The 15,405-nt window shown below is 67.4% G+C and carries 15 protein-coding genes; 6 read left to right on the top strand and 9 right to left on the bottom strand.

Annotated features, from left to right (window positions below; all coding sequences use genetic code 11):
* Window positions 1-68 precede the first annotated feature (68 nt).
* Window positions 69-1,775 carry a dihydroxy-acid dehydratase gene (gene ilvD / locus ACSQ3Y_RS24140; protein WP_436179143.1) on the bottom strand — a complete coding sequence of 569 codons (1,707 nt, stop codon included), beginning with the start codon at window positions 1,773-1,775 and terminating at the stop codon, window positions 69-71.
* Window positions 1,776-1,918: 143 nt separating this feature from the next.
* Here ilvD and ACSQ3Y_RS24135 point away from each other — a divergent pair, with 143 nt between their 5' ends.
* Entirely contained in the window at window positions 1,919-2,881 is a 963-nt protein-coding gene (locus ACSQ3Y_RS24135) for a LysR family transcriptional regulator (protein WP_436179142.1), read from the top strand.
* Here the strand turns inward: ACSQ3Y_RS24135 and ACSQ3Y_RS24130 are convergent.
* Together ACSQ3Y_RS24130 and ACSQ3Y_RS24125 are read right to left on the bottom strand one after the other, a co-directional pair.
* Window positions 2,878-4,047, bottom strand: coding sequence for an MFS transporter (locus tag ACSQ3Y_RS24130; RefSeq protein ID WP_436179141.1), 1,170 nt, complete (start codon window positions 4,045-4,047; stop codon window positions 2,878-2,880). The genes ACSQ3Y_RS24135 and ACSQ3Y_RS24130 overlap by 4 nt on opposite strands.
* A gap of 49 nt (window positions 4,048-4,096) precedes the next feature.
* On the bottom strand, window positions 4,097-5,110 hold the full coding sequence (locus ACSQ3Y_RS24125; RefSeq protein WP_436179140.1) for a GlxA family transcriptional regulator: 1,014 nt from the start codon (window positions 5,108-5,110) through the stop codon (window positions 4,097-4,099).
* Between the two features lie 259 nt (window positions 5,111-5,369).
* Between ACSQ3Y_RS24125 and ACSQ3Y_RS24120 the strand changes: the two genes are divergently transcribed.
* A complete protein-coding gene (locus tag ACSQ3Y_RS24120) occupies window positions 5,370-6,677 on the top strand; it encodes a hypothetical protein (RefSeq protein ID WP_436179139.1) in 1,308 nt (435 codons plus the stop codon).
* A gap of 93 nt (window positions 6,678-6,770) precedes the next feature.
* Here the strand turns inward: ACSQ3Y_RS24120 and bfr are convergent, their stop codons facing one another.
* Entirely contained in the window at window positions 6,771-7,241 is a 471-nt protein-coding gene (gene bfr / locus ACSQ3Y_RS24115; protein ID WP_057206436.1) for a bacterioferritin, read from the bottom strand.
* Window positions 7,242-7,454: 213 nt separating this feature from the next.
* Here bfr and lgt point away from each other — a divergent pair, with 213 nt between their 5' ends.
* A complete protein-coding gene (gene lgt / locus ACSQ3Y_RS24110; RefSeq protein ID WP_436179138.1) occupies window positions 7,455-8,285 on the top strand; it encodes a prolipoprotein diacylglyceryl transferase in 831 nt (276 codons plus the stop codon).
* Window positions 8,286-8,387: 102 nt separating this feature from the next.
* Here lgt and ACSQ3Y_RS24105 read toward each other — a convergent pair whose 3' ends face one another.
* The gene (locus tag ACSQ3Y_RS24105; protein WP_436179137.1) at window positions 8,388-8,816 is read right to left on the bottom strand and encodes a GNAT family N-acetyltransferase; all 429 of its coding nucleotides are present in this window, start codon (window positions 8,814-8,816) and stop codon (window positions 8,388-8,390) included.
* Between the two features lie 31 nt (window positions 8,817-8,847).
* Window positions 8,848-9,789 carry a LysR family transcriptional regulator gene (locus tag ACSQ3Y_RS24100; protein WP_436179136.1) on the bottom strand — a complete coding sequence of 314 codons (942 nt, stop codon included), beginning with the start codon at window positions 9,787-9,789 and terminating at the stop codon, window positions 8,848-8,850.
* A gap of 111 nt (window positions 9,790-9,900) precedes the next feature.
* Between ACSQ3Y_RS24100 and ACSQ3Y_RS24095 the strand changes: the two genes are divergently transcribed.
* A complete protein-coding gene (locus ACSQ3Y_RS24095) occupies window positions 9,901-11,391 on the top strand; it encodes a M20 family peptidase (protein ID WP_436179135.1) in 1,491 nt (496 codons plus the stop codon).
* Window positions 11,392-11,401: 10 nt separating this feature from the next.
* Here the strand turns inward: ACSQ3Y_RS24095 and ACSQ3Y_RS24090 are convergent, their stop codons facing one another.
* The 3 genes from ACSQ3Y_RS24090 to ACSQ3Y_RS24080 form a co-directional block, all read right to left on the bottom strand.
* On the bottom strand, window positions 11,402-11,917 hold the full coding sequence (locus tag ACSQ3Y_RS24090; protein WP_057206423.1) for a GNAT family N-acetyltransferase: 516 nt from the start codon (window positions 11,915-11,917) through the stop codon (window positions 11,402-11,404).
* 7 nt (window positions 11,918-11,924) lie between these two features.
* Window positions 11,925-12,728 (bottom strand): alpha/beta hydrolase, encoded by an 804-nt coding sequence (locus tag ACSQ3Y_RS24085; RefSeq protein ID WP_057206421.1) that lies wholly within the window; start codon window positions 12,726-12,728, stop codon window positions 11,925-11,927.
* Between the two features lie 108 nt (window positions 12,729-12,836).
* Window positions 12,837-13,724, bottom strand: a complete 888-nt coding sequence (locus ACSQ3Y_RS24080) for an SDR family oxidoreductase (protein ID WP_436179134.1) — start codon at window positions 13,722-13,724, stop codon at window positions 12,837-12,839.
* Window positions 13,725-13,824: 100 nt separating this feature from the next.
* Between ACSQ3Y_RS24080 and ACSQ3Y_RS24075 the strand changes: the two genes are divergently transcribed.
* Both ACSQ3Y_RS24075 and ACSQ3Y_RS24070 read left to right on the top strand, forming a co-directional pair.
* The gene (locus tag ACSQ3Y_RS24075; RefSeq protein WP_436179133.1) at window positions 13,825-14,718 is read left to right on the top strand and encodes a helix-turn-helix transcriptional regulator; all 894 of its coding nucleotides are present in this window, start codon (window positions 13,825-13,827) and stop codon (window positions 14,716-14,718) included.
* A gap of 76 nt (window positions 14,719-14,794) precedes the next feature.
* Complete coding sequence (locus tag ACSQ3Y_RS24070; protein ID WP_436179132.1) at window positions 14,795-15,088, top strand: cupin domain-containing protein; 294 nt, start codon at window positions 14,795-14,797, stop codon at window positions 15,086-15,088.
* Window positions 15,089-15,405 lie beyond the last annotated feature (317 nt).

Here is a 15,405-nt window from a genome sequence, read left to right as displayed (position 1 = left end):
ATTGTGCGGATGGGCGAGGCTGGGGGGCTATCTGCCCCTCAAGCCCTGCACCATCCCGTTGCCATTTCTCAATACGCGTCCAGCACCGCGCCCTTGCTCGCGCTCGATGCGTTGAAGGCGAACTTGGCCTGCACGCCGCGGGTGTAGCGCGGGGCGGGCGCTGTCCAGGCGGCGCGGCGCTTGGCGATTTCTTCTTCGCTCACGTTCAGCTCCAGCAGCAGCTGGCGCGCGTCGATGGTGATGCTGTCGCCTTCGTTGACGAAGGCAATCGTGCCGCCGGCAGCCGCTTCAGGCGCCACGTGGCCGACCACCATGCCCCAGGTGCCGCCGGAGAAGCGGCCGTCGGTGATGAGGCCCACGCTTTCGCCCAGGCCGGCGCCGATCAGTGCGCCGGTGGGAGCCAGCATTTCGGGCATGCCGGGGCCGCCCTTGGGGCCCAGGTAGCGCAGCACCATCACGTCGCCGGCAATGATCTTGCCGGCCAGGATGGCTTCCAGGGCGGACTGCTCGTCGTCGAACACGCGGGCGGGGCCGGTGATGACGGGGTTCTTCAGGCCGGTGATCTTGGCCACGGCGCCTTCGGGGCTGAGGTTGCCCTTCAGGATGGCCAGGTGGCCCTGGGCGTACATGGGCTTGTCGATGCCGCGGATCACGTCCTGGTCGGCGCGGGGCACATCGGGCACGTCCTTGAGCACTTCGGCAATGGTCTTGCCGCTGATGGTGATGCAGTCGCCGTGCAGCAGGCCGGCGTTGAGCAGCACCTTCATCACTTGCGGAATGCCGCCTGCGCGGTGCAGGTCCACGGCCAGGTACTTGCCGCTGGGCTTCAAGTCGCACAGCACGGGGGTCTGCTTGCGGATGCGCTCGAAGTCGTCGATGCTCCATTCCACGCCCGCCGTGTGGGCGATGGCCAGGAAGTGCAGCACGGCGTTGGTGGAGCCGCCGGTGGCCATGATCACGGCCACGGCGTTCTCGATGGCCTTCTTGGTCACGATGTCGCGGGGCTTCAGGTCCATCTTGATGGCCTCGATCAGCACCTTGGCCGATTCCTTGGCCGAGTTCATCTTCTCGTCGTGCGGGTTGGCCATGGTGGACGAGTAGGGCAGGCTGATGCCCAGGGCCTCGAAGGCGCTGGACATGGTGTTGGCGGTGTACATGCCGCCGCACGAGCCGGTGCCGGGGATGGCGCGCTTTTCGATTTCCTTCAGGTCGAAGTCGCTGAGCTTGCCGGCGGCGTTTTCGCCCACAGCCTCGAACACGCTCACGATGTTCAGGTCCTTGTCCTGGTAGCGGCCCGGCAGGATGGTGCCGCCGTACACGTAGATGGCGGGCACGTTGGCGCGCAGCATGCCCATCAGGCCGCCGGGCATGTTCTTGTCGCAGCCGCCGACCACCAGCACGCCGTCCATCCACTGGCCGCCCACGCAGGTCTCGATGCAGTCGCTGATCACCTCGCGGCTGACCAGGCTGTACTTCATGCCTTCGGTGCCCATGGCCATGCCGTCCGAGATGGTGGGCGTGCCGAACACCTGGGCGTTGCCGCCGGCTTCCTCGATGCCGGCGATGGCCGCGTCGGCCAGCTTCTGCAGGCCGCTGTTGCAGGGGGTGATGGTGCTGTGGCCGTTGGCCACGCCGACCATGGGCTTGACGAAGTCGCCTTCCTCGTAGCCCATGGCGTAGTACATGGATCGGTTGGGCGCGCGCGACTTGCCTTGTGTGATGTTGGCGCTGCGGTGGTTGATGGGCTGGATCGGGATGGTCTTGCTGTCTGCCATGGCGTGTTTCCTGGTGGGGGAGTCGTTGTTGTGGGGAGGACAGCGCAGCGTTCCACGTGTCCCATGCTTTCGGGTCGCAAGTATGCGAGGTTTGCCGCTGCGTTTCCAATCCCTTTCATCTGCTCCATTAATATATAAAACATATGAAAGAGACATTCATCGACGTGCGCGCCTGGCGCCAGTTCGTCGCCGTGGCCGAAGAACTGCACTTTGGCCGGGCCGCGATCCGCCTGCACATGACGCAGCCGCCGCTGACCCAGGCCATTGCGCAGATGGAGCGCTCGCTGGGCGTGATGCTGTTCGACCGCACGCGCCGGCGCGTGGCGCTGACGCCGGCGGGCGAGGCCCTGCTGCCCGACGTGCGCGACTTTCTGGAGCGCGCGCAGGCGCTGCCGGTGCGGGCCCGCGCGGCGGCGGCGGGCGAGGTGGGGCGAGTGCGGTTGGCGTTTGTCTCCACCATCGGCTTCGAGCGGCTGCCCGAATGGGTGCGCGATTTTCGCGTGCTGTGCCCGCAGGTGGCGCTGGAGCTGGTGGAGGCCACGGGCGACGTGCAGCGCGCCCTGTTCGCGCGCGGCGAGCTCGATGGCGGGCTGGTGCTGCATTCGCCCGGCGCGGCCCCGCCCGAACTGGCGCGCCTGGCGGTTGCCGAAGAACCCCTGGTGCTGGCGCTGCCCGCAAGCCACCCGCTGGCCGGTGCGCCGCGCCTGGACCTGGCGCAGGTGCTGGCCGAGCCGCTGGTGATCTTTCCGCGCCGCATCGTGCCTTCGCTGCACGACGCGATCTTTGCGCTGTACCACGCGGCTGGCCGCGTGCCCGTGGTGGCGCAGGAGGCGATCCAGATGCAGACCATCGTCAACCTGGTGTGGGGCGGCCTGGGCGTGGCCTGGGTGCCCGAGAGCGTGACCCAGTTCCGCCGCGAGGGCGTGGTCTACCGCGCGGCCGATGCGTTCGGGCTTGCTCCGGGCAAGGCGCGGACCAAGGCCGTGAAAGCGGTGCCCGGTCCCCTTCCGGTATGCGAGACCAGCCTGGTCTGGCCGGTCGGGCTAAACAACCCGGCGCTGGCGCGTTTCATCGACTTCGTGCGCGATCGCTCGGCTGCCGGTTAAGCAACTGCCGCAGCGCGCCCGCGCACGAACAGCAGCCCCGCCGCAACGGCCAGCAGCGGCAGCGCCACGGCGTTGATGGCCGTCCAGCCCACGCCAGTCAACAGCGCGCCCGAGGCAAAGGACATCATCGCCGCCACGATGCCGTTGGCCAGTTGCATCAGTGCCTGGGCCTGGCCGCGCTCCTCGGGCGCATGGCTTTCGGCCAGCAGCGTGGTGCCGGAGATCACCATCAGGTTCCAGCCCGTGCCCAGCAGGAAGGAACTGGCCAGAAACTCGGTGAACGAAATGCCCGACAGTGCCACCACCGCGCTGGCCGCGAGGCACAGCGCGCCTACGGTGGCCACGCGGCGGCTGCCGAAGCGGTCGACCAGCGTGCCCGAGAACAGCGCTGGCGCGAACATGCCGATCACATGCCACTGGATCACCTGCGCGGCGGATGCGGCCGAGAAGCCGCAGACCTCCATCGCCAGCGGCGTGGCGTTCATCACCAGGATCATCAGGCCGTGGCCGATGGCCGTCATCACCACTGCGGCGCGCAGGCCAGGGCGGGCGAGCAGGGCTCGCATGGCGGCCATGCCGCCCGCGGCCGGCTTGGGCGCCACGCCCTCACGCAGCCGCGCCATCACCGCCCAGCCCAGCGCGGCCAGCACGGCAATCGCCAGGTAGGCGCCGGCCAGCGGCGTGGCCAGCAGGTTGCGCGACCATAGCGCCAGGGGTGGGGCGAAAACGGCCGCGCACAGGCCGCCCGCCACCACACAGGCGGCGGCCCGGCCTTTTTGCTGCGCATCCACCGCCTCCAGCGCGGCATAGGTGTAGTAGCCCGACGAGGCCTGGTAGGCGCCGATGGCCAGCGTGCCCGCGCAGAAGACGGCAAAGCTGCCCCACTGCACCCCCGCCATGCTGATGAGGCCGCCCGCCACACCGCACAGCGCGCCGGCCTGCAGCCCGGCACGCCGGCCGTGGCGCTGCATGAACAGCGACAGCGGCTGCACCGACAGCAGGTTGCCCAGCACCAGCAGTGCCAGCGGCAAGGTGGCCAGCGCCGGCCAGGGCGCCAGCCGCGCGCCCACGATGGAGGTCAGCGTGATGCCGATGATGGAGCAGCCCCAGTACAGGGCCTGGCCGGCGAACAGCAGGCGAACGGAGGCATTGCGCACAAGCAGCATGGGTGGAGGCTTTCGGTGGTGCGCCGTGTCTGGCGCGGGGGAAAAGTGGTCAGTCCAGCAAGGCACCGGCGCCAAAGCGCTGCGCATACGCCTGCGGGCTCACCGCGCGGTGCTTGTGAAAACTGCGGCGCAGGTTTTCGGGGTGCTCGAAGCCGCACAGCCGGGCCACGGTGGCCACCGATGCCTGGGCCTGGGCGAGCAGGGTGGAGGCAGCCTCCACGCGCACGCGCTCCACATAGCGGCCCGGCGTGGTGCCCAGTTCACGCTGGAACACGCGCGTGAGCGTGCGCGGCGGCATGCAGGCCTGCCCGGCCAGGGCGTCGAGCGACAGGTCGCCGCCGAGCTGCGAGGGAATCCATTCGAGCAGGGCCGCCAGCCGCGGTGCGTGCCGCGTCTCGGGCGCCAGCAGCGCGCTGAACTGCGCCTGCCCGCCCGGGCGGCGCATGAACATCACCAGCCGGCGTGCCACGGCCAGGGCCATGGGGCGGCCCAGGTCGGCCTCCACCAGCGCCAGGGCCAGGTCGATGCCGGCCGTGACGCCGGCCGAGGTGAACAGGTGGCCGTACACGGGGTGGGCCGCGTCGTAGGTGTGCAGGCAGTCCTCGTCCACCTGCACGGCGGGGTAGTCCTGGCGCATGCTGTCCATGCGGCACCAGTGCGTGGTGGCACGCAGGCCGTCGAGCAGGCCGGCCTGGGCCAGCAGCAGCGCGCCCGAGCAGACCGAGCCCAGGCGGCGCACCTGGGGCTCGGCACGGCGCAGCCACTGCTGCAGGCCGGTGTGGCCCAACTGGTCGACCACGCCATCGCCGCCTGCCACCAGCACGGTGTCCAGGCCGGCGGGGTCGGTATCGGCCCAGCTGCCATTGGCCACCAGCGCAAAGCCGGCCGAGGTGGTGACGGGCCCCGGCGCCTCGGCCAGCAGGCGCAGCGCATAGGCCGGCGGCAGGCCATGGCCGGTGCGCTCGGCATTCGCCGAACCAAACACCTGCATCGGGCCGATCACGTCCAGGCTCATCACGCCGGGGTAGACCAGGCAGGCAACGGTGCGGATGGGGTGGGGCATGCCCTCAGTGTCGGCGTTCGCGCGTTTGGCTGCAATGACAATCAGCCCACAGATATGGCCACATGCCAGGGTGCGCCGGCAGGGACGAATCGCTGTCAGGAAGCGCCAGCCACCACGGCCCAGGCCACATTGTCAACAAGCGATAATTTGCTGGCGTTCGCTGCCGCATGGGCGCTATCCTGCAGACAGGTTGACTGGCAAGCCGAAAGCCCGCAACCCGGTTTGAACTTGTCCATTGCACGCTTTGAGGAGACTGCGAATGCCTTTCCCCTTGAGGTTTCCCCGAGAGATGGAGTGGCTCCTGAAGGCCGCGCGGCTGCTCGGCACCATCCAGGGCGACCCAGGGCGGGTGAATCTCGTCTTGGAACTTCAGCAATTGCTCATCCGGCGCATCGCCCGCTCGAAGCTGAGCCATGACCGCCTTCAGGACGCCAGGCTTCGCCTCAAGCAGCGCCTGGTGAGAGAGCGGCTGATCGGAGAGAAAGCGCGCGAGACAAAAGAGCTGGTCCTGAAAATCCAGGACCGCTGTGACGCGCTGGAGCATCTGCGCTTTTTGTACCGCTGCTTTGGCGATGGCATTGCGGCGACCTACCATCCGCCCCAACGCCACAGGTACTTCTATTTTGCGCAGAGAACCCAGGCCAAGGAGCGTGCGGGACTCCTCTCCCGGCAGGAAACGTTTCGCAGGCGGTACCGGGCCCTGAGGCTGGGCACCGGCATGGGCATCCCCGTTGTGCTGGCCGATGTGACGAACATGGTGGGGCAAGGCGATATCTGTGTTCTGGCGGGCAGTGAACCGCAGCCCGTGGAACTGACGTCTTTCATGCAACGGGGTCGCCCAGGAAAGCTCCTGGACGAGGAATTGCGGCGCACCATGCAGCTTCTGGCAGGCGCTGGTCCGGCGGAATTTCACGGCGCACGCAATGCGCCGCCGCCGGAAATCCACCCCGCGACAGCGCATGCAGAGCACCTGAACACCTGTGTGCAGCAGGCCATGCAATCGGGTATCGCGCAGGTCTTTCCGGAAGAGGGCCTGCGCTACGTGGCGATCCGCACGGACCACTACCAGGGCAACCCGGGTTGCCTGCATGCGCTCAAGGGCATGGCATCGAAGTCGCTGATGTCGATACAGGTGGCGCCCGAAATGGCCTGGGTGCCAATGCAGCCGTTCACCCTGTCAATGACCGCTGAAAATGCCGTGCTGTTCATGCAGGGGGCATTCCAGCTCTTTGTCTGCATCGACTTGAAGGTGCTGGTGTCCCACTTCGCATCGCTCGGGGTGCATGCCATTGCCTTGATGGACGGGGTGACGGCGCTGCAGATTTCCAACGACCCCGAGGACTCTGGTCCGGGGTCCTACCGGGTCAGTGAGGTCATCTTTCAACGCATCTCCTGCGAGTTCATTGCGCTGCGCAGTTTTGCCCAGGAAATGGCGTCAATGCTGGAGCCGGCAGACGCCCCTGGGCTGCACGATGCCGGTGACCGGGATCTGCTTTTTGCACCACCAGCGCCTGAGTGGGACGAGGCGCGACACTACTACGACGAAGAAGGCCCACGCCTGCATTGAGTGGACAGCAGACTGGCCGTTGGGGCCGGATGTACGGGCGTTCCCCCTGCCTGAGCCCGGCGACAGGCGCGCGAGTACCTTGGGGGGGCTCGCTCAGGCGGAGGTTTGTGACTGCAGGTAGTTCTGCAGGCCGATCTTGTCGATCAGGCCGATCTGCTTTTCGAGCCAGTAGGCGTGGTCTTCCTCGGTGTCGCGCAGCTGGGTCAGCAGCAGGTCGCGGCTCACGTAGTCGCCCACGCTCTCGCACAGCGCCATGCCGTTTTGCAGGGCGGCGCGCACTTCGTATTCGGTGGCCAGGTCCTTGCGCAGCATTTCGGGCACGGTTTCGCCGGGGGTGAATTCCTTGGGCCGCATGTCGGGACGGCCGCCCAGGAAGAGGATGCGGCGCAGCAGCGCGTCGGCGTGCTGGGTTTCTTCCTGCATCTCGTGGTCGAGGCGGGTGTAGAGCTTGATGAAGCCCTGGTCTTCATAGATCCGCGAATGCGCGAAATACTGGTCGCGCGCGGCCAGTTCGCCGCGCAGCAGATCCTTGAAGTAGTCGACGACCTGTGGGTTTCCCTGCATGTTTTTATCCTTGAATTTTGGCAAGGAGTATCGCGCGGACGAAGGCGTTTGGGGGGAATGTCCCCCTCTGTGCGCTCTGCATGCGTACAGGGATCAGAAGCGTTCTCATCGGGGGTGCGCCCGGTGCGCTCACAGCCTCCTGGGCGCTGCCCCCACACCTCGCGGGGCTGCCGGCTGCCAACTGCCACAGCGCGCGGGCACAATACCGCCCAAATGCTGACCTACCCCCAAATCGACCCCATCGCCCTGCAAGTGGGCCCGTTGGCCATCCACTGGTATGGCCTGACCTACCTGGCGGCCTTCGGGCTGTTCATGCTGCTGGGCATCGCCCGGCTGCGGCACCAGCCGTTCGCCTCCATTACCGGCCCGGGCGCGTGGACGCGCAAGGACGTGGAGGACATCCTCTTTCTCGGCGTGGCCGGCGTGGTGATCGGCGGGCGGGTGGGCTACTGCCTGTTCTACAAGCCCGGCTATTACCTGAGCCACCCGCTGGAGATCTTCTACGTGTGGCAGGGCGGCATGGCCTTCCATGGCGGGCTGCTGGGCGTGATCGTCTCCATGCTGTGGTTTGCCCACTCGCGCAAGCGCCCCTGGCTGCAGGTGGCCGACTTCGTAGCGCCCTGCGTGCCCACGGGCCTGGCGGCGGGCCGCGTCGGCAACTTCATCAATGGCGAACTCTGGGGCCGCTTTGCCAGCCCTGACCTGCCCTGGGGCATGGTGTTCCCGCAAAGCGGCTCCATGCTGCCGCGCCACCCCTCGCAGGTCTACCAGTTTCTGCTGGAAGGGCTGCTGCTGTTCGTGCTGCTGTGGCTGTATGCCCGGCGCCAGCGCCGTGAGGGCCAGGTGGCCGCCGTCTTCCTGATCGGCTACGGGGCTTTCCGCTTCATCGCCGAATACTTCCGTGAGCCCGATGCGCACCTGGGCATCCTCTCGCTGGGCATGAGCATGGGCCAGTGGCTGTGCGTGCCCATGATCGTGGCCGGCATTGCCATGTGGGTCTGGGCGGGAAAACGCGAGCCGTCCGTGGCCTACGGAACCCGCTGAAGCCGGTCACCGCTGCGGTGGGCGCGACCGGCGCTCAGAGCGCTGGGAATTTTTTGACGTGCAAGGCGGGCATGGACGAAAGATTCTCAGCCTCTCAGCCTCTCAGCCCAGTGGCTTGCGCATCAGCGCCAGGTACTGGGCCTGGATATAGTCGTCGATGCGCGCGTACTCGGCGTAGCCCTGCTTGAGGTAAAAAGCCCGTGCCTGCCACTCGAAGGTTTCGAGCTTGGCGTTTTTTGCACCCAGTGCCTTGCCCTGGGCTTCGGCCATGCCCAGCAGGCGTGCGCCCAGGCCCTGGCCGCGCTGGTCCTCGGCCACCCACAGCACATCGGTCTGCAGCCAGTAGATCAACACATAGGAGCGAATGCCTGCCACCAGCCGGCCGTGGAGATCGCGCACGTCCAGCCGCACAGGCTGCACCTGCGGGTATTCGCCCACGGTGCGGTAGTTGAATTCGCGCATGTGCTTTCCAAGGGTTCCCGCCTGCAGGTCTTCGGGGGAGGGTGGGGCGAAGGTGTGGGAATAGGCCATGGATGCAGGGGGCGGGCTGAATGGGCGGCGATTATGCCGGCAGGTCGGCCGCTTGCTCTATGGAACCTGCCTCCCCCAGCCAGGCCTGCACCTGCCCGCGTATGCCGTCCAGCACCGGGTTGGGCGCGCGCGCCACGCGCTGCACCCAGGCGATGTGCGATTGCAGCCCCTGTGTCGGTATGTCCAGCGCCACCAACTGGCCTTGCGCCAGCAAGGGCGCTGCCGGGGCCACGATGCCCAGGTAGACGGCATCCGTTTTGCTGACCACGTCCAGCAGGTCGGCCACCGATTCGCTGCCCAGGGTGATCAATGTGTCGGGGTGGGCCTGCAGGCCCAGGCGCTGCACCAGCAGCCGTCCCATGGCCGCGCTCATGCCGGTGCAGGCCACGGCAAATTCCGTGAGGTCGGCAAATCGCACGGGGTGCCGTTGCGCCAAGGGGTGGCCGGGCCGCACCAGGACCCCGGTGGGCAACTCGGCCAGTGTATGCACTTCCAGGTCGGCGTGGGCACCGGGGAGGGAGCGCAGGTCCATCACCAGCGCATCCAGCGCGCGGTCGCGCAGGGCCTGTATCTGTTGCGTCTGGGGCCCGCCGCTCAGTTGCAGGCGCATGTGGCCTGCATGCCCGGCCGCCATGCGCAGCAGGCGGTGGCCCAGCAGGGCATGGGGCGTGGCAGTCATCCCCAGGCGCACGGAGCCCGCTTCGCCGCTGACATGGTGGCGCACCACCTGGTGCAGCTCGTCGGCCTGGGCCACCACCTGGCGCGCATGCTCGAGCACGGTGCGGCCGATGGGTGTGAGCGCATTGCGCTGGCCGCTGCGCTCGACCAGTGCCGCGCCCAGGTGGGCTTCCAGCATGGCGATGCTGCGGCTGAAGGCGGCCTGCGAGCGCCGCGTGCTGTCAGCCGCGCGGGTGAAGCTGCCGCTGTCGGCCAGGGCAATGAAATGGCGCAACTGGGCGATGGTGGTGCTCATGCGGAAAATCGAACGAAACGACTTGAATTATGCATTGGACGAACATTTCGTTACCGGCTTAGCATGCAACCCTCTCGCCCGCTCACCGAATCCTAGAAAGCGCTGACGTACATGATCAAGAAACTCCTGCTGGGGCTGCTGGCCCTGGTGTTGCTGCTGGCTGTGGCCCTGGGCGTCAACACAGCGCGCAAGGGCTCGCGCCAGCTGGAGGTTGCGCCGATTGCCAAACTGCCGGTGGACGATGCCGCCGTGGCCGGCCGCCTGGCCGAGGCCGTGCGCCTGCGCACCGAGTCCTCGCGAGACGATGCCAACTTCAGCGCCGGCCAGTTCCTGCAGTTCCATGCCTTGCTGCAGCAGCGCTTTCCGCTGGTGCACGCCAAGCTCAAGCGCGAGGTGGTGGGCGATTTGAGCCTGCTCTACACCTGGCCCGGCAGCGATGCCAACGCCGCGCCGGTGATGCTGATGGCCCACCAGGACGTGGTGCCCGTGGCGCCCGGCACCGAAGGCGACTGGGCCCAGCCTCCGTACTCGGGTGCCATCCAGGGCGGCTTCGTCTGGGGCCGCGGCTCTTGGGACGACAAGGGCAACCTCATGAGCCAGCTCGAAGCCGTGGAGATGCTGCTGGCCAGCGGCTTTGTGCCCCAGCGCACCATCTACCTGGCCTTCGGTGCCGACGAGGAAGTGGGCGGCCTGCGCGGCGCGGCCAAGATCGCCGCATTGCTGCAGGAGCGCAAGGTGAGCCTGGATTTCGTGATCGACGAAGGCCTCTTGATCCTGGACGGCGTGATGCCCGGCCTGGCCAAGCCGGCCGCCGTCATCGGCGTGGCCGAGAAGGGCTACATGTCGGTGGTGATGAAGATGTCGGGCACGCCCGACCACTCGTCCATGCCACCGCACAAGGGCAGCAGCGCCATCGCCATGATGAGCGACGCCCTCAAGCGCCTGGACGAAGAGCAGATGCCCGGCGGCATCCGTGGCGTGGCGGGCGAGCTGTTCGACACGCTGGCGCCCGAGATGGGTGGCGTGAACCGGGTGGTGCTGTCCAACCTCTGGCTGTTCCGCCCCGTGGTGCAAAAGCAGTTCGAAGGGGCCGCCAGCACCAACGCCATGCTGCGCACCACCACGGCCCTGACCATCGTGAACGCCGGCAACCGCGACAACGTGGTGCCCGGCCGCGCCGAGGCCACGGTCAACTTCCGCATCATGCCCGGCGATACCAAGGAGCAGGTGATGGAGCACATGCGCAGCAAGATCAGCGCGCCCACGGCGCAGTACGAGCTGAGCCCGCTGCCTGGCGCGGTGGACGCCTCCAAGGTCGCGCCCACCGACTCCACCCAGTACCGCCTGCTCAACCAGACCATCCGCGAGGTCTTTCCCGACGTGCTGGTGGCCCCGGGCCTGATGGTGGCGGGCACGGATTCGCAGCACTACGGCGCCATCAGCGACCACATCTTCAAGTTCTCGCCCGTGCGCGCGAACTCGGAGGACTTGAAGCGCTTTCACGGCACCAACGAGCGCCTGGAGATCGCCAACTATGCGGACGCGATCCGCTTCTATCACCGCCTGATCGGGCAGGTGAGCCAGGCGGGCGCCAAGCCCTGATTCGACCTTTTCAGGGGCAGGCCAGCCGGTCCATCGCCTCGCGCGTGAGCCGGTAGCTCAGCCTGTCGGCCACCAGCACCGCGCCCAGGCTTTCGTAAAAGGCGATGCCCGCGTGGTTGCCGGCCTTCACGTTCCAGTCCATGCGGCCGCAGCCCTCCTGGGCCGCGTGCCGCGCCACCCAGGCCATGAGCAGCCGGCCAATGCCCTTGCCCCGTGCATTGGCGCTGACAAACACCTCCTTGACCATGCACTGCAGCCGGTGCCCGGGGCTTGGGTCCACCAGCGAGTGCAGGAAAACGATGGCTGCAAAGCCCAGGGCCTTGCCCGCCGCATCGCTGGCCACTACCAGACGCACAGTCGAGCCGGGCGCGAGAAGGTGGTCGCGTAGGTGTGTGTGCACGGCCTCGCGCGGGGCCGTGGCCACGCCGGCATCGGCGTAGTAGGCATTCAGTTCGCAGAGCAGGTCGGTCAGCGAAGTGTGCGCACTGCGCTCTGCCAGGGCGATGTGCACAGCGGTCGCGCCCATGCCGTGGTCAGGGGAAAAAGCGCTTGAGCGCGTCCTCGAAGGCAGGCAGGTCCGTTCCCACATGGCTGGCGTTGTAGTCCGCATTCACCAGCGTGAATCCCGGATTGCTCTGCGCGCGCATCTGCTCGTGCAGGGGCTTGATGATGCCGACGTTGTTGGCGCCCGTGCCCGCGCCGGTCAGGTACAGGGTGGCGGGCAGTGGCTTGCCGTCGAGCTGTTTCTCGTAGGCAAGGAAGGCCGCCGTGCTGCCATGGCCGCCGTAGCTGGCCTCGGTCGACAGGTAGTGCGAGAAGCTCAGCGCGCCAGCCATCCCCTCGGTCACCAGCGCCGCAATCACGAAGTAGCCGCCGTGCGACAAACCGGACAGCGCCCTGCGCTTGGGATCCGCGCGGTACTGGCGCTCGATCACCGGCGCGAGCTCCTTGGTGATGAAGTCCAGGTAGCGCGTGGCGCCGGGCAGCAGGAAGTCCGTGCCGCGCATGACGGTGCCGCCGATTCCAACCAGGATGGCCTGCGTTCCTCGGGTCTGCATCGCCTGCTTGAAGGTGTCAAAGCGCGTGGGTGTGATGCCCGAGCCATACAGTGCATCCCCCTCGGTCGCATAGATGACGGGTAGCGCGGTGGTGCCCGTGGCGTACGACTGTGGCACGTACACCTGGATGGCGTAGGTGTACCCATTCGACTCGGACTTGAGCGTGGAACTGAAAACCTGCCCGACCGGCTCGGGCGGGGGCTCGCTCGAACCGCCCCCGCCGCATGCGGCAAGAGCGGAGGCTGCGCCCAGGGCGAGCAGCGCGGTGCGCCGGTCCATGGGCAGAATGGTGTGCGTTCTTCCTGGCATTCTGGAACTCCTCCTGTCGTGCCATTGTAGGGAGGGTTGCAGGAATCGCTCAGGACCCTGTGGCCATGGACCTGTGCTTCAGAACTGCGCGCGATCCAGGTCCGCGATCAGCGTGGTCTCCACCGGCCGCCAGCCCAGGCGCTGGTGCGTGAGCGCGCTGGAGGCCGGGCTGTCCATGCCGGCAAAGCGGGCCAGCCAGCCAAAGTGCTGCTCGGCACCACTGGCCGGCACCGAGGCCACGGGCAGCTTCAGGCCGCGGCCGATGGATTCGGCAACCGCCTTGAGCGCCACACCTTCTTCGCCCACCGCGTGGTAGCGTGCGCCGGCCTGGCCCTGTTCCAGCACCAGTCGGTACAGGCAGGCGGCATCGAGCACATGCACGGCGGGCCAGCGGTTGGCGCCTTCGCCCAGGTAGGCCGACACCCCTTTCTCGCGGGCCAGCGCGATCAGGTAGGTGATCAGGCCCTGCTTGAACGGGTCGTGCACCTGCGGCAGCCGCACCACACAGGCATGCACGCCCTGCTGCGCGAGAGCCATTGCAGCCTCTTCCGAGGCGCTGCGCGGCACACCGGCGCTGCTGGGCACGGGCGCATCCTCTTCGGTGCCCACGCCGCGTTGGTTGCCCAGCAGCGTCATGCCCGTGGTCACGAGCAGGGGCCGGTCGGTGTCCGCAAGCTCGGCGCCCAGCGCCGCGATGACCCGCCGGTCGGCCTCGCAGTTGGCCGCATAGGTTGAAAAATCGTGGTTGAACGCCGTGTGGACCACGCCATCGGCATGGGCGACGCCGCGGCGCAGGCCGGGCAGGTCGTCGATGGAGCCGCGGTGCACTTCGGCTCCCACGGCGGCCAGGCGCTCGGCCCCTTCGTCCGAGCGGGCCAGGCCCAGCACGCTGTGGCCCGCATCGATCAGCTCATTGACGACGGCCGTTCCCACAAAACCGGTCGCGCCGGTCACGAATACTCGCATGGTGATGTCCTTCCTGTGAAAGGAGGGCAGTGTCGCCACGGGGCTTATCCGGGTAAAGTAGTGATCTTATACAGGTATAAGAAGTAACAGGACTGCATCCATGCCCGACACCAACGACAACCCGCTGGGCAACTACCTGCGCGACCGCCGCACCCGGCTGGACCCTGCGGCGCTCGGTTTTTCGCTCGCGCGCCGGCGCACGCCCGGCCTGCGCCGCGAAGAAGTCGCCCAGCGCGCACATGTCAGTGCCACCTGGTACACCTGGCTGGAGCAGGGGCGCGGCGGTGCGCCTTCGGCCGATGTGCTGGCGCGCATCGCCCGCGCGCTGATGCTCACCGAAGCCGAGCGCGAGTATGTCTTTTTGCTCGCCCTGGGCCGCCCACCCGAGGTGCGCTTTCAGGACCCCGAGGGCGTGACGCCCCGATTGCAGCGCGTGCTCGATTCGCTCGAAACCAGCGCCGCCTATGTGAAGACCTCCACCTGGGACGTGGTCGCCTGGAACCATGCCTCCACTCTGGTGCTGACCGACTATGGCGCGCTGCCCGTGGGGCAGCGCAATATCCTGCGCGTGGTTTTCGGCAGTGCGGCGCTGCGCCGCAAGATGCCCAACTGGGAGCGTGATTCGCGCTTCATCGTCGGCGCTTTCCGCGCCGACGTGGCGCGTGCTGGCGCCGCCGCCCGCGTGCAGCCCATGGTGGAGGAGTTGTGCGAAATCGACCCCGAGTTCCGCGCGCTCTGGCGCGACAACGGTGTGCAGAGCAGCTATGGCGAGCACCCCAAGCACGTGGTGCACCCCGTGGCCGGCCCCATCGACCTGGAGTATTCGGCCTTTGCCGTCGATGGCCGGCCCGACCTGGGCATGGTGATCTACACCCCCGCCACGCCGCGCGACCTGGCGCGTGTGAAGGCGCTGATTGCTGCGGGCGAGGAGGGCAAGGCAGCGGCAGCGGCAAGCGCTGCTGTCAGGCGCCAGCGCCAGACCATGCCCGCATAGACACGCCCCTCACATCGCCGATGCAAAAAACCCCGCCAGTCCCGCATGCCTGCAGGAGACAAGCCAGATGACCGCCATGCCCGCCGTACCTTTGAGCTTCGAGCAATTCCAGGCCCAGTCGCTTGCCGGCGGGTTCGACGAAGTGCTGTTGCGCGAATGGGCCCCAGGCCAGGTGGTGCCCGAGCACCGCCACGACTTCGGCGTGAGCGCCATCGTCGTGCAGGGCGAGATGTGGCTCACCTGCGAGGGCCAGGAGCGCCGCCTGGTGCCCGGCGATACGTTTACGCTGTACCGCAATGAGCCGCATGCGGAACGGTATGGGGCGCAGGGTGCGACTTACTGGGTGGCACGGCGAATCCCTGCCGATTGATTGAAGGCCCCCGGGCCTGCAGCACCGCAGTTTGGCGCACTTGCGATGCTGCATGGCGAGAGGCGGCGCCTTTGCTACAGCGAAGAGGTAGAAGCAGCGTTTGGTCCTGCGCGTGGATTTGAGGTGCCGTCGTTGCAGGCAGGCGCGAGACGCCCAGAAGCGCCATCAAAGAGCCTGGGGTGTTGCTCGCTCGCTGCAGCCGCTGGTTTTTTGGCCTCGCTTACCAAAAATCACGCTTTCCCCCTTGTCATTTTCCATAATTATGAGAAATTACACCCATGTGAGAGCAAAGCCTGCGTTTGCCGTCATTTGATGGC

This window comes from Acidovorax sp. LjRoot66, assembly GCF_964253305.1.
Lineage (GTDB): Bacteria > Pseudomonadota > Gammaproteobacteria > Burkholderiales > Burkholderiaceae_C > Acidovorax.
Note: the sequence above shows the minus strand (reverse complement) of the source record. Positions and strands in the feature narration are given on the sequence as shown.